Annotated in this window: 9 protein-coding genes; 7 read left to right on the top strand and 2 right to left on the bottom strand. The window is 73.6% G+C overall.

All coding sequences use genetic code 11. The annotated features are described in order from the left end of the window. Positions 1 to 146: 146 nt before the first annotated feature. The 3 genes from HL189_RS14840 to ilvC all read left to right on the top strand — a co-directional run bounded on the left by HL189_RS14840 (position 147) and on the right by ilvC (position 3,820). On the top strand, positions 147 to 2,111 hold the full coding sequence (locus HL189_RS14840; RefSeq protein WP_369134475.1) for an acetolactate synthase large subunit: 1,965 nt from the start codon (positions 147 to 149) through the stop codon (positions 2,109 to 2,111). An 88-nt stretch (positions 2,112 to 2,199) separates the two neighbouring features. Beyond that, positions 2,200 to 2,727, top strand: coding sequence for an acetolactate synthase small subunit (ilvN, locus tag HL189_RS14835; RefSeq protein WP_369134474.1), 528 nt, complete (start codon positions 2,200 to 2,202; stop codon positions 2,725 to 2,727). A gap of 67 nt (positions 2,728 to 2,794) precedes the next feature. Further along, positions 2,795 to 3,820, top strand: a complete 1,026-nt coding sequence (gene ilvC / locus HL189_RS14830; RefSeq protein WP_369134473.1) for a ketol-acid reductoisomerase — start codon at positions 2,795 to 2,797, stop codon at positions 3,818 to 3,820. 177 nt (positions 3,821 to 3,997) lie between these two features. On the opposite strand, the gene HL189_RS14825 is transcribed toward ilvC, so the two are convergent. Continuing rightward, positions 3,998 to 4,825 (bottom strand): hypothetical protein, encoded by an 828-nt coding sequence (locus HL189_RS14825; protein ID WP_369134472.1) that lies wholly within the window; start codon positions 4,823 to 4,825, stop codon positions 3,998 to 4,000. Between the two features lie 160 nt (positions 4,826 to 4,985). Between HL189_RS14825 and serA the strand changes: the two genes are divergently transcribed. From serA to cimA, 4 genes are all read left to right on the top strand, one after another. Beyond that, on the top strand, positions 4,986 to 6,587 hold the full coding sequence (gene serA, locus HL189_RS14820; RefSeq protein ID WP_369134471.1) for a phosphoglycerate dehydrogenase: 1,602 nt from the start codon (positions 4,986 to 4,988) through the stop codon (positions 6,585 to 6,587). A gap of 339 nt (positions 6,588 to 6,926) precedes the next feature. After that, positions 6,927 to 10,295 (top strand): S8 family serine peptidase, encoded by a 3,369-nt coding sequence (locus HL189_RS14815; RefSeq protein ID WP_369134470.1) that lies wholly within the window; start codon positions 6,927 to 6,929, stop codon positions 10,293 to 10,295. 108 nt (positions 10,296 to 10,403) lie between these two features. Then, the gene (locus tag HL189_RS14810) at positions 10,404 to 11,426 is read left to right on the top strand and encodes a 3-isopropylmalate dehydrogenase (protein ID WP_369134469.1); all 1,023 of its coding nucleotides are present in this window, start codon (positions 10,404 to 10,406) and stop codon (positions 11,424 to 11,426) included. A 350-nt stretch (positions 11,427 to 11,776) separates the two neighbouring features. Next, a complete protein-coding gene (cimA, locus tag HL189_RS14805; protein ID WP_369134468.1) occupies positions 11,777 to 13,366 on the top strand; it encodes a citramalate synthase in 1,590 nt (529 codons plus the stop codon). On the opposite strand, the gene HL189_RS14800 is transcribed toward cimA, so the two are convergent. Continuing rightward, on the bottom strand, positions 13,341 to 13,754 hold the full coding sequence (locus tag HL189_RS14800) for a VOC family protein (protein WP_369134467.1): 414 nt from the start codon (positions 13,752 to 13,754) through the stop codon (positions 13,341 to 13,343). The two genes, cimA and HL189_RS14800, sit on opposite strands and share 26 nt — an antisense overlap. Between the last annotated feature and the right edge of the window lie 36 nt (positions 13,755 to 13,790).

The following is a 13,790-nucleotide window of genomic DNA, read 5'->3' as shown; positions in this document are numbered from 1 at the left end:
GCGCCGGTCCCTCCCGACCGACGCGCCACCCCTCCGTGCCAGCGGCACGAGGGGTTTTTTGTTGGCCGGGAACGCCTGACCGGCCGACCGGCACCGCGACAGGCGTCCGCCAGCACCTCACCCCGCGCCCAGGGAGATCGTCCGAGATGAGCACCACCAGCAGCACCGGCCGCCCCGCCGCACCCGGCTCCACCACCCCGGCCCGCCCCGCGGCGGTCGCAGCCCCCGGTGCCGGCCCCGCCCCGGCCGTCCCGGTCCCGCCGACCGAGGCCGCCGCGGCGGCCACCCTCGGGGTGGAGACCACCGCCCGCACGACCTCGGCCAAGCCGCGGCCGGCCACCGGCATCACCGGCGCCCAGAGCCTGGTCCGCTCCCTCGAGGCGGTCGGCGTGGAGGTGATCTTCGGCATCCCCGGCGGCGCGATCCTGCCGGCGTACGACCCGCTGTTCGACTCCGCCGTCCGGCACGTCCTGGTGCGCCACGAGCAGGGCGCCGGGCACGCGGCCACCGGGTACGCCCAGGCCACCGGCAAGGTGGGCGTCTGCATGGCCACCTCCGGCCCGGGCGCGACCAACCTGGTCACCCCGCTGGCCGACGCCTACATGGACTCGGTGCCGATGGTCGCCATCACCGGCCAGGTGCCCAGCGCCGCGATCGGCACGGACGCCTTCCAGGAGGCCGACATCCGCGGCATCACCATGCCGATCACCAAGCACAACTTCCTGATCACCGACGCCGCGGAGATCCCGCAGGCGATCGCCGAGGCCTTCCACCTGGCGTCCACCGGCCGGCCGGGCCCGGTCCTGGTGGACATCGCCAAGGACGCCCTGCAGGCCACCACCGACTTCGCCTGGCCGCCGCGGCTGGACCTGCCCGGCTACAAGCCCACCACGCGGCCGCACGGCAAGCAGGTGCGGGAGGCCGCGGCGCTCATCGCCGCCGCCCGGCGCCCGGTGCTCTACGTCGGCGGCGGCGTGCTGAAGGCGCACGCGACCGAGCAGCTGGCCGAGCTCGCCGAGCTCACCGGCGCCCCGGTGGTCACCACGCTGATGGCCCGCGGCGCCTTCCCCGACAGCCACCCGCAGCACCTGGGCATGCCGGGCATGCACGGCACCGTCGCCGCGGTCACCGCGCTGCAGAAGGCCGACCTCCTGGTGGCGCTCGGCGCCCGGTTCGACGACCGGGTCACCGGCAAGCTGTCGAGCTTCGCGCCCGAGGCGCAGATCGTGCACGCCGACATCGACCCGGCGGAGATCGGGAAGAACCGCCGGGCCGACGTCCCGATCGTGGGCGACGCCAAGGCGACGATCATCGAGCTGGTCGCCGCGCTGCGGGCCGAGCACGCCGCCGGGAACACGCCCGAGCTGGGCGAGTGGTGGGAGCAGCTGGACGACTGGCGCACGCGTTACCCGCTGGGCTACGACTGGCCCGAGGACGGGATGCTGTCCCCGCAGTACGTCATCGAGCGGCTGGGCGCGATCGCCGGGCCCGAGGCGATCTACGCCTCCGGGGTCGGCCAGCACCAGATGTGGGCCGCGCAGTTCATCAAGTACGAGAAGCCGATGACCTGGCTCAACTCCGGCGGCCTGGGGACCATGGGCTACGCCGTCCCGGCCGCGATGGGCGCCAAGTACGGCTGCCCGGACGCCACGGTGTGGGCGATCGACGGTGACGGCTGCTTCCAGATGACCAACCAGGAGCTGGCCACCTGCGCGATCGAGGGCATCCCGATCAAGGTCGCGGTGATCAACAACGGCAACCTGGGCATGGTCCGGCAGTGGCAGACGCTCTTCTACCAGGGCCGCTACTCCAACACGGAGCTGCACACCCACGGCGCCGAAGGCACCCCGGACGCGCCCAAGCGGGTCCGCATCCCCGACTTCGTGACCCTCGCCGAGGCGCTGGGCTGCGTGGGGCTGCGCTGCGAGAGCAAGGACGACGTCGACTCGGTCATCGAGAAGGCGATGGCGATCAACGACGCCCCGGTGGTCATCGACTTCATCGTCGGCTCCGACGCCCAGGTGTGGCCGATGGTGGCCGCGGGATCGAGCAACGACGAGATCCTGGCCGCGCGCGACGTGCGCCCGGTCTTCGGCGACGGACAAGTCTGATGAAGGACCCCCTCTCCCCCCACCACTCGCAGGCTCGCGGCGGGCCCCTGAGAGCGGGCCGGACCACGGAACGGAAGCAGGTCATCTGATGCCACGCCACACCTTCTCGGTCCTGGTCGAGAACAAGTCCGGTGTCCTCGCCCGCGTCTCGGCGCTGTTCAGCCGGCGGGGCTTCAACATCGAGTCCCTCGCCGTCGGGCCGACGGAGAACCCGGACCTCTCGCGGATGACGATCGTCGCCGACGCGGAGGCCGCGCCGCTGGAGCAGATCACCAAGCAGCTGAACAAGCTCATCGAGGTGATCAAGATCGTCGAGCTGGACGGCGACGCCGCCGTCCAGCGCGAGCTCCTGCTGGTGAAGGTCCGCGCGCCGATGACCGACCGGTCGCAGGTGCTGCAGACCGCCGAGCTGTTCCGCGCCCGGGTCATCGACGTCAACACCGACACCGTCACCCTCGAGGCGACGGGGACGCCGGACAAGCTGCAGGCACTGCTCGCCGTGCTGGCGCCGCTGGGGATCAAGGAGATGGCCCAGTCCGGCACCGTCGCCCTGGCCCGGGGACCACGGGCGATGAGCGGCGCCGGTAGCTTGCGCCCGGTCGAGCGCTCCGCCTGAACGACCACCGATCCGGGGCCAAAGTCGCGATTTTGGCCCTCCGCTGAACGAAGGAGAGCACCACCAGATGGCCGCCGAGATCTTCTACGACGACGACGCCGACCTCTCGATCATCCAGGGGCGCACCGTCGCCGTCCTGGGCTACGGCAGCCAGGGCCACGCCCACGCGCTGTCGCTGCGCGACTCCGGCGTCGACGTCCGCGTCGGCCTGCCCGAGGGCTCCAAGAGCCGGCCCAAGGCCGAGGCCGAGGGGCTGCGCGTGGTCACGCCCGCCGAGGCGGCCGCCGAGGCCGACCTGATCATGATCCTGGCGCCGGACCACGTGCAGCGGAAGCTGTACGCCGAGTCGGTCGAGCCCAACCTGCAGGAGGGCGACGCGCTCTTCTTCGGCCACGGCTTCAACATCCGCTTCGGCTACATCAAGCCCCCGGCCGGCGTGGACGTCGCGATGGTGGCCCCCAAGGGCCCCGGCCACCTGGTCCGCCGCGAGTTCAGCGACGGCAAGGGCGTGCCCTGCCTGATCGCCGTGGAGCAGGACGCCAGCGGCTCGGCCCAGGCCCTCGCGCTGTCCTACGCCAAGGGCATCGGCGGCACCCGGGCCGGCGTCATCAGGACGACCTTCGCCGAGGAGACCGAGACCGACCTGTTCGGCGAGCAGGCCGTGCTCTGCGGCGGCATGTCGGCGCTGGTCACCGCCGGCTTCGAGACCCTCACCGAGGCCGGGTACCAGCCCGAGATCGCCTACTTCGAGTGCCTGCACGAGCTGAAGCTGATCGTCGACCTCATGTACGAGGGCGGCATCGCCAAGCAGCGCTGGTCGGTCAGCGACACCGCCGAGTACGGCGACTACACCTCCGGCCCCAAGGTCATCGACGCCCGCGTCAAGGAGACGATGAAGGAGGTCCTGACCGCGATCCAGGACGGCTCCTGGGCCGCCGGCTTCATCGCCGACCAGGACGCCGGGGCGCCGGACTTCAAGGCCAAGCGCGCCGCCGCCGAGGCGCACCCGATCGAGGAGACCGGGCGTCAGCTCCGCGGCCTCATGAGCTGGGTCTCCGCGAGCGACGACTACACCGGTACCGCCGCCCGCTGATTGAAGGTGGAAGGACCCCTCTGCCCCCCACGCCTCGCACGCTCGGCGCGGGACCCTGCAGAGGGGCCATCCCCCACGCCTCGCAGGCTCGGCGCGGGAGCCTGAGGGCGGCCGTTCCAGCGCCTCGCGTACGACGGCCCCCGCAGCGCTTGCTGCGGGGGCCGTGCCGCGTCGGGACTACTGACGCCGCTGCCGGTGGGCGGCGAAGTACCGGGCGGCCGGGCGCAGGCACAGCAGCACGAGCATGGCCAGGGCCGCGCCGAACGTGAGCAGGAACAGCACGACGCCGCCCGCCTCGCCCTCCTGCCCCGTTCCGGCCGCGGCGCCGACGAGGGCGAACACGAACACCAGCCCGGTGACGGCGACGGTGATCGAGGAGCCGACCAGCAGCGGCACCCGGGTGCGCCCCCGGACGGCGAGCGCGCTGCCCCAGATCATCAGCACCGTCCAGGCCAGGGCCAGGACGGCGAGCACGATGAAGAAGCCGCGCACCGAGTCCAGCTCCTCCGTCCCCAGGCCGCCGGTCAGGGAGGGATCGCTCTCCTCGATGGTGTCGAACAGGTCGTCGATGAGCGCGCCGCCGGCCAGGAACAGCACGCTCACCAGGACGCCGAGGGCGCCGAAGACGAAGCCCAGGACGGCCGAGGTGACGACCCCGCCGGGGCGCGCCGGCGCGGCGTCCTGCCCGGAGCCGTACCCGCCGGGCGACCACTGCCCTGGCTGCGGCTGCCCGTACGGGGCCGCGCCGTACTGGGGCTGGCCGTAGGGGGAGGCCCCGGGCTGGCCGTGCCCGTACTGCTCCGGTGCGGGCTGCTGTCCCCATGCCGGCTGCTGGCCCCACGCCGGTGACCCGCCGTACGGCTGGTCGTGCTGTCCCGGCCCCCAGGTCGGCTGGTCGGGCTGCTGCGGCTGTCCACCCCCCGGGGCCGGGGGCCAGAACGGCGTCGTCTCCTGGCGGCCCTGAGGATCCTGGCGGCCCTGGTCGTCGTCCCGGTCGCTGCTCATGGTCTCCTCCGTACGGGCCGGCGCACCGGCGCTGAGCAGTCAGGATGGCCGGGCCCGTCGCGTCGGGCAAGCAGCCCCACCCCGTGGAGTGCCGTCCACGCAGTGGGACGATCAGGGCCGGTTGTCCCACTTCAGGCGGGCGCTCCTAGGCTGTGGACCCGTGACCACGACCCTGCCCGTCGTCCTCATCGCCGAAGAGCTGGCCCCCAGCGTGCTGGAGGTGCTGGGCGGGGACGTCGAGATCCGGCACGTCGACGGTGCCGACCGGGACGCGCTGCTGCCGGCCCTGGCCGATGCCTCCGCGGTGCTCATCCGCTCGGCCACCCAGATCGACGCCGAGGCGCTGTCCGCGGCGCCGCAGCTCAAGGTCGTCGCCCGTGCCGGGATCGGGCTGGACAACGTCGACGTCCCCGCGGCGACCGAGCGCGGCGTGCTGGTGGTGAACGCCCCCACCTCGAACATCGTCAGCGCGGCCGAGCACGCCATCGCGCTGCTGCTGGCCGCGGCCCGCCACATCCCGGCCGCCGACGCGTCGCTGCGCCAGGGGCAGTGGAAGCGGTCGAAGTTCTCCGGCGTGGAGGTCACCGAGAAGACCGTCGGCGTGGTCGGCCTGGGGCGGATCGGCGTCCTCGTCGCCCAGCGCCTGGCCGCCTTCGGGGTCGACCTGATCGCCTACGACCCCTACATCCAGCCGGGCCGGGCCGCCCAGCTGGGCGTGCGCCTGGTGAGCCTGGACGAGCTGCTGCGGGAGTCGGACTTCATCACCGTGCACCTGCCCAAGACCCCGGAGACCCTCGGGCTCATCGGCGCCGAGCAGCTGGCGGCCACCAAGCGCGGCGTCATCATCGTCAACGCGGCCCGCGGCGGGCTGGTCGACGAGGCCGCCCTGGCCGGCGCGCTGCGCTCCGGGCAGGTCGGTGCCGCCGGTATCGACGTGTACGCCAAGGAGCCCTGCACGGACAGCCCGCTGTTCGAGCTGCCCAACGTCGTCGTCACCCCGCACCTGGGCGCCTCGACCACCGAGGCGCAGGACAAGGCCGGCAAGGCCGTGGCCCGCAGCGTGCGCCTGGCGCTGCAGGGCGACTTCGTCCCCGACGCGGTCAACGTCCAGGCCGGCGGCGTCGTCGCCGAGGACGTGCGGCCGGGCCTGCCGCTGGCGGAGAAGCTCGGCCGGGTGTTCACCGCCGTGGCCGGCGGGCTGGCGCAGTCGGTGCACGTCGACGTGCAGGGCAAGATCGCCGAGTTCGACGTCTCGGTCATCCAGCTGGCCGTGCTGCGCGGCGTCTTCGCCGACGTCGTCGAGGAGCCGGTGACCTACGTCAACGCCCCGCTGCTCGCCGACCAGCGGGGGCTGGACGTGACCCTGGGCAGCAGCACCGAGAGCCCGGACTACCGCAACCTGATCACCGTGCGCGGCGCGATGGCCGACGGCACCGGGGTCACCGTCTCCGGCACCCTCTACGGCAAGAACCAGGTGCCCAAGCTGACCGAGGTCAGCGGGTTCGACCTGGACCTCACCGCCGACGGCTACCTGCTGTTCTTCACCTACACCGACCGGCCGGGTGTCGTGGGCGCCGTCGGGGCCGCGCTCGGCGAGGCCGGGGTCAACATCGCCGGTGCGCAGGTCAGCCGGACCACCCAGGGTGGCGAGGCGTTGATGGCGATCACCGTCGACAGCCCGGTCAGCGGGGAGCTGCTCGGTGACATCGCCGCGCGCATCGGGGCCCGGCAGGCCCGCTCGGCGGACCTGCACCCCTTCTGACCCGGGAGGTCGGGTGCTTGCAGCCACCCTCCGCGCTTGGTCGGTACCGTTCCGTCACACTGATCCGGTCCACCGGGGTCCATCGCCCCGTGCGACCCGTCCGGCTGCTCCGAACGGCCCCGTGGCCCCCTAACCTGCGAACGACACGGTGATCTCGCTCGTGGCCGTCGCCCCTGCCCGCACGCGGGGACGGCGGCCTGCCGGTACGGGGGCACGGCCTCCCCTGCCCGAGCGGGTGTCCGACCGGAACAGCTGACAGGGGTGCACGTGGGACCGACCGCATGGAGTTCGACCCGGACGGGCGGCAGAGGACCCGTCGTCCGGACGGGGATCGTCGCCGTGGCGGCGGCGCTCACCGCCGCCGCCGGCTCCGGCGTCGCGACCGCCTCGCCGGCGGAGGGGACGGCGTCCTCCCTGGACCAGGCGCCGCTGACCGCCGCGCAGCTGCGGGAGGTCGCGGCGCAGGCCGCGCGGACCGGGGCCGGGGCGCCCGAGCTGCCCGAGAGCGGTCCGGCGACCTTCTTCGTCGAGCTGGCCGCCCCGGCGACCTCCCAGGTCTACCGCGACACCCTGGCCACCGCCGGACCGGCAGCCGCGGGGGCCGCCGCCAGCGCGGCCAGGGGTGAGGTCGTCGCCGCCGCCGACCGGGTCATCGGGCAGCTGCCGGCCGCGGTGCCGGAGGCCTCGGTCCTCTACGAGACCAGCACCGTGCTGTCCGGCGTGGCCGTGCGCGCCGACGCCGCCGACCAGGACGTCCTCGAGCAGCTGGCCGGGGTGTCCGCGGTGCACCCGATCGTCTCCAAGACGGTCGGCAACGCCGGCGCCGCCACGGTGGTGCAGGCGGTGCAGGCCTGGCAGGACCTGGGGAACACCGGCAGCGGGGTCTCCATCGGGATCATCGACACCGGGATCGACTACACCCACGCCGACTTCGGCGGCTCGGGCAGCGTGGCGGAGTTCGAGGCCCTGCAGGCGGCCGAGGCGCAGCCCGCGCCGGCCGGGGTCTTCCCCAGCGTGAAGGTGCGCGGCGGCCGGGACTTCGCCGGCGACGCCTACGACGCCCTGCTCAACCCCGTCGCCGCCCCCGACGACAACCCGCTGGACTGCAACGGCCACGGCACGCACGTCGCGGGCACCGCCGCCGGCTACGGGGTCAACGCCGACGGGTCGACCTACCGCGGCGGCTACGGGACGCTGGACCCCAAGACGCTCAGCGTCGGCCCGGGCATGGCCCCGGAGGCCGACCTCTACGCGCTGAAGGTCTTCGGCTGCGAGGGGTCGACCGACCTCACCATCCAGGCGATCGAGTGGGCGCTTGACCCCAACGGTGACGGCAGCCCCGAGGACCACCTCGACGTGATCAACCTGTCGCTGGGCTCGGACTACGGCCTGGCCGACGACGCCGACGCCATGGCGGTCGAGCGGGCCATGGAGCTCGGCATGCTGACCGTCCTCTCCGCGGGCAACGCGGGGGACAGCTACGACATCGGCGGCTCGCCGAGCAACGCGCCGCGCAGCATCGCGGTCGCGGCGACCAACGACGGCTTCGGCGTCTTCGACGGCTGGCAGGTCACCGCACCGGCCGACCTGGTCCCCGGTGTCCGGCCCGGCCTGCGGTCGGTCGCCTACAGCGACACGGACGACACCGGCGCGACCAGGCCCGACGTCGTCGGTGACCTCATCGCCGGGCCCACGGGCAACGAGGCCGCCTGCGAGCCGCTGCCGGCCGGGTACGCGGCCGGGCGGATCCTGCTCATCGACGCCGCCGGGTTCGCCTGCGGGTCGGTCGTCAAGGGCGCCAACGCGGTGGCCGCCGGCGCGGCCGGCTTCCTCATCGTCGCCGACGACGACCTGCTCGAGACCGGCATCACCGGTGTCGCGGAGATCCCCGGCATCCTCGTGACCGCCGGCGACGGCCAGGTCCTCACCGACGCGGTGGCCGCCGGCCAGACGGTGACGGTCACCTTCGGGCCCGGGCTCAAGGACGCCGCCGTCTTCGACGTGGCCGCGCAGGTCGACCTCGTGGCGACGTTCAGCTCCCGCGGGACGCGGCAGGAGAACGGCGTCAAGCCCGACCTCGCGGCGCCGGGGGTCACGCTCTACTCCGCGGCGGTGGGCACCGGGACCCGGGGCGTGAGCATCTCCGGCACGTCGATGGCCTCGCCGGCGACGGCCGGGGTCACCGCCCTCGTCCGCGCGGCGCACCCGGAGTGGACGACGGAGGAGGTCAAGGCCGACCTGATGAACACCGCCGCCCACGACGTCTTCACCGGGGAGGGCCAGACCGGCCTCGAGTACGGCCCGAACCGGGTCGGCGCCGGGCGGCTCGACGCCCGGGCCGCGGTCGGGAACACCGTCCTCGCCTACGCCGAGGCCGGCTCCGGGGTCGTGTCGGCGTCCTTCGGGGTGGTCGAGGTCGCCGAGGAGGAGGTCCAGGCGACCAAGACCATCACGGTCGCCAACAAGGGGGACGCCGCCGCGACCTACGGCATCGGCTACGAGGCCGCGGCCGAGCAGCCCGGGGTGACCTACACGTTCTCCGCCGACCAGGTCACGGTGGCACCGGGTGGGACCAGCACCTTCACGGTCACGATGACCGCGGTCCAGGACGAGCTCCTGAAGACCGGTGACCCGACCGTGTCGCAGAGCGGGGTCGACCTGGGGCGGCAGTTCCTCGGCGAGGCCAGCGGCCGCGTCGTGCTCACCCCGGCCGGCGGCGAGGGCGGTGAGCTGCGGGTCCCCGTGCACGCCAACCCGAAGCCCGCCTCGACGCTCACGGCCGAGGTGGCGCCGGACGGCGGCTCGATCACGCTGGCCGGTCAGGGGGTGGCCAACGGCCCGGCCTACCAGCCGACCTCCTACACCTCGCTGGTCACCGGCATGGAGCAGCTGGGCACCAGCCCCGAGCTGCCCCAGTGCACCACCGAGCTGCTGGAGACCTGCTACAAGTCCGAGCTGGAGCGGTCGGTCGACCTCGCGCGGGTCGGCGTGACCACCGACGCGTTCGGGGGCCTGTACTTCGGGGTCTCCTCGCACGGCAAGGCCACCTCGCCGCAGACGGTGACCAACCACGGCGTCTTCATCGACGCCACGGGCGACGGGGCCTGGGACTACCAGGTCACCACCGTCCGGATCGCGGGGTACGACGCCCCGCTGGTCGTGGTGACCGACTCGAACTTCACCCTGCTTCCCGCGGAGGCGCCCTACATCGGGTACCTGAACGTCGCGGACGGCGCGATCGACACCAACGTATTCGACTCCGACGTCCAGATCCTGGCCGCGCCGATGTCGGTGATGCCGCTGATCACCGGGCGGATCGGGTTCGGGGTGCAGTCGTTCAGCGCCTACGGCACCGTGGACGACCTCGGCACGGTCACCTCGTCTGCCGGTCTCCCGGAGCTCGCTGCGGAGCCGATGAGCTTCGACCCGGTGACCCCGGGCCTGAGCTTCACCTCCGCCGAGTGGGGGCCGGCGGTGCTCGTGCCGGCCGCCGGGGGCGACGTCCTCACGATCACCCAGGACCCGGCCTCCTACGCGGCCGACGTGGCGATCGGCGGGGACAAGGGCGCGCTGGTGCTGTTCCAGCACAACGACGGCGGGACCGGCCGGGCGCAGTCCGTGGGCGTCCCGGTCCTGGAGGGCGCGGAGGCCGCGCAACTGCCGCCCGCCGTGGCCGCCGGCGACCCGGCGGCCGCCCCGGCCGGCTGACCGGCACCGCACGGCAGCACCCGGACGCCCCCCGCGAGCACCCCTCGCGGGGGGCGTCCGCGCGTGCGGTGGGAGCCGGTCCGGGAGCGACCGATAGCCTCTGACCTCATGCGCCTGGCAGTGGTCCCCGGAGACGGCATCGGTCCCGAGGTGGTGGCCGAGGGCCTCAAGGTCCTCGACGCGGTCGCCCCCGACGTGGAGAGCACCCGCTACGACCTGGGGGCGGCGCGCTGGCAGCGCACCGGCGAGCTGCTGCCGGACTCCGTGCTCGACGAGCTGCGGCAGCACGACGCCATCCTGCTCGGGGCGGTCGGCGACCCGAGCGTGCCCAGCGGCATCCTCGAGCGGGGCCTGCTGCTCAAGCTCCGCTTCGAGCTCGACCACCACGTGAACCTGCGCCCGGCCCGGCTCTTCGACGGCGTCCGCAGCCCGCTGGCCGACCCCGGCGTGATCGACATGCTGTGCGTGCGCGAGGGCACCGAGGGGCCCTACGTGGGCAACGGCGGCGTGCTCCGGCGCGACACCCCCCACGAGGTGGCCACCGAGGTCAGCCTCAACACCGCCTTCGGCGTCGAGCGCGTCGTCCGCTACGCCTTCGAGCGGGCCACCGCCCGCCCACGCCGCCACCTCACGCTCATCCACAAGACCAACGTGCTGACCCACGCCGGCTCGCTGTGGTCGCGCACGGTCGAAGAGGTCTCCGCGGAGTTCCCGGAGGTCACCGTCGCCTACCAGCACGTCGACGCGGCCGCGATGTTCTTCATCACCGACCCGGCCCGCTACGACGTCATCGTCACCGACAACCTCTTCGGCGACATCGTCACCGACATCGCCGCCGCGGTCACCGGCGGCATCGGGCTGGCGGCCAGCGGCAACCTGGACGTCTCCGGCACCAACCCCAGCATGTTCGAGCCCGTGCACGGCTCGGCCCCGGACATCGCCGGCACCGGCGTCGCCGACCCGACCGCGACCGTGCTGTCGGTCGGGCTCCTGCTGGAGCACCTCGGCCGCACGGAGCTGGCCAAGAAGGTCAACGCCGCGGTCGCGTTCGACGTGTCCACCCGGGACCCGCGCAACCAGGTGCGCACCGCCGAGGTCGGCGACCGGCTGGCCGCGCTCGCCGGCGGCTGAACCAGACCCCCGGCATCGATCAGGTGACCTGATCGAACGCTGTCCGCCTGCAGCCACGCTGGTGCGGGAGGACAGCCGGTGGTCAGGTCACCTGATCGACGCTGCGGTCACGGCCGGTGGACGGCGGCCGGTGCGGCCGCCCGGGACAGGTCCGCCTCCTGGGCTCGCTGTCCCACTGTCTGGACGGCCCGTTCCACGAACGGCCGGCTGCGTGCTTCACTGACCGGGATGCACACCCCGCGCACGATCATCATCAGCTAGCGCGCAGTCATTCCCCGACTGCGCGCAGACCTCCCGTACCCGGGGGGTCTTCTTCGTGTTCGGGGTCGAAACCGCACCCAGGAGCTCCCGTGGCCACCGTTACCGACTTCCACGTCTTCGACACGACCCTCCGCGACGGAGCCCAGCGCGAGGGGGTCAGCTACTCGGTGGCCGACAAGCTCGCGGTCGCCCGGCTGCTGGACGAGGTGGGGGTCGGCTTCATCGAGGGCGGCTGGCCCGGCGCCCTGCCCAAGGACACCGAGTTCTTCGCCCGGGCGCGCAACGAGCTGCGCCTGCGGCACGCCCAGCTGGTGGCCTTCGGGGCGACCCGCAAGGCGGGGGTGCGCGTGGCGGACGACCCGCAGGTGCGGGCGCTGCTGGACGCCGGCGCGCCGGTGGTCTGCGTGGTGGCCAAGTCCGACGTCCGGCACGTGCGCGAGGCGCTGCGCACCACGCTGGAGGAGAACCTCGCGATGGTCGCCGACACGGTGGCCTTCCTGGTCGCCGCCGGACGGCGGGTCTTCGTGGACTGCGAGCACTTCTTCGACGGGTACGCCGCCGACCCCGACTACGGGGTGCGGGTGCTGGAGACGGCGTTCGCCGCCGGCGCCGAGGTCGGGGTCATGTGCGACACCAACGGCGGGATGCTGCCGATGGGCGTCCACCGGGTGGTCGCCGACGTCCGGGCACGCACCTCCGGCCGGCTGGGCATCCACTGCCAGGACGACACCGGCTGCGCGGTGGCCAACAGCCTGGCCGCGGTCGAGGCCGGCGTCACGCACGTGCAGGGCACCGCCAACGGCTACGGGGAGCGGGCCGGCAACGCCGACACCTTCGCCCTGATCGCGAACCTGGTCACCAAGATGGGCCTGCCGGTGGTGCCCGAGGGGTGCCTGGCCGAGCTCACCCGGGTCAGCTCCGCGATCGCCGAGCTGGCCAACATCGCCCCCGACGACCACCAGCCCTACGTGGGGGTGTCGGCCTTCGCCCACAAGGCGGGCCTGCACGCCAGCGCCATCAAGGTCAGCCCGGAGCTGTACAACCACCTGGACCCGGCCGTGGTGGGCAACGACATGCGCATCCTGGTCACCGAGATGGCCGGCCGCGCCTCGGTCGAGCTCAAGGGCCGGGAGCTCGGCGTCGACCTGGCCGGCCAGGCGGACGCGATCGGCCGGGTGGTCGACCAGGTGAAGGTGCTCGAGGCCGACGGCTGGTCCTTCGAGGCCGCCGACGCGTCCTTCGAGCTGCTGCTGCGCGCCCAGCTGCCCGGTGCGCCCGCGCCCCTGTTCGAGCTGGAGAGCTACCGCACCACCGTGGAGCACTGGGGCAACGGGGTGGTGGTCAGCGAGGCGACCGTCAAGGTCCACGTCCCCACCGAGGACGGCGGGGCCGAGCGGGTGATCCGCACCGCCGAGGGCAACGGCCCGGTCAACGCGCTGGACAACGCGCTGCGCGAGGCGCTGGTCAGCCGGTACCCGGCGCTCGCCGGGGTCTCGCTGGCCGACTACAAGGTGCGCATCCTCGGCTGGAAGGGCGGCACCAGCGCGACCACCCGGGTGCTGGTCGACAGCACCGACGGCGCGGGGGAGTGGACCACCGTCGGCGTCCACGACAACATCGTCGAGGCGTCCTGGCACGCGCTCGTCGACGCGCTCACCTACGCCGTGCGTCACCGCTGAGGGGGGCCACCGTGCTGCGGAGCAGGCAGAACTCGTTGCCCTCCGGGTCGGCCAGCACGTGCCACGTCATGGTGTCGCCGAGCGGCCCCTGACCGACGTCGGCCGGCGTCGCGCCGAGGCCGAGCAGCCGCTGGAGCTCGGCGTCCTGGTCGCGGTCGGTGGCGTTGAGGTCCAGGTGCAGGCGCAGCTTGCCCGGCGTCGGGTCGGCGACCGGCGCGAAGACGATCGTCGGCACGGGGCCCTCCGGCCCCTGGCCGGGCGGTCCGATCTCGACGGCGCCGTCGTCGTCGGTGTCGATCACCTCGTAGCCCAGCACCTCCGCCCACCAGGCGGCCAGCGCGGCGGGGTCCCGCGAGTCGACGGCGAGTTCGGTGATCCGGCAGGCCATGCCGCACCGTAGCCGCCGCCCGGACCGCCCGGCGGC

The organism is Modestobacter sp. I12A-02662 (assembly GCF_041028325.1).
Classification (GTDB): domain Bacteria; phylum Actinomycetota; class Actinomycetes; order Mycobacteriales; family Geodermatophilaceae; genus Modestobacter.
The sequence above is the reverse complement of the archived record's forward strand: the minus strand, read 5'-3'. Positions and strand labels throughout refer to the sequence as shown.

Bases quoted from the DNA above. Each gene is read 5' to 3' on its own strand.
- ilvC (WP_369134473.1), top strand. From the start codon at position 2,795: ATGGCCGCCGAGATCTTCTACGACGACGACGCCGACCTCTCGATCATC.
- HL189_RS14825 (WP_369134472.1), bottom strand. From the start codon at position 4,825: ATGAGCAGCGACCGGGACGACGACCAGGGCCGCCAGGATCCTCAGGGC.
- HL189_RS14810 (WP_369134469.1), top strand. From the start codon at position 10,404: ATGCGCCTGGCAGTGGTCCCCGGAGACGGCATCGGTCCCGAGGTGGTG.
- HL189_RS14800 (WP_369134467.1), bottom strand. From the start codon at position 13,754: ATGGCCTGCCGGATCACCGAACTCGCCGTCGACTCGCGGGACCCCGCC.
- ilvN (WP_369134474.1), top strand. From the start codon at position 2,200: ATGCCACGCCACACCTTCTCGGTCCTGGTCGAGAACAAGTCCGGTGTC.
- HL189_RS14840 (WP_369134475.1), top strand. From the start codon at position 147: ATGAGCACCACCAGCAGCACCGGCCGCCCCGCCGCACCCGGCTCCACC.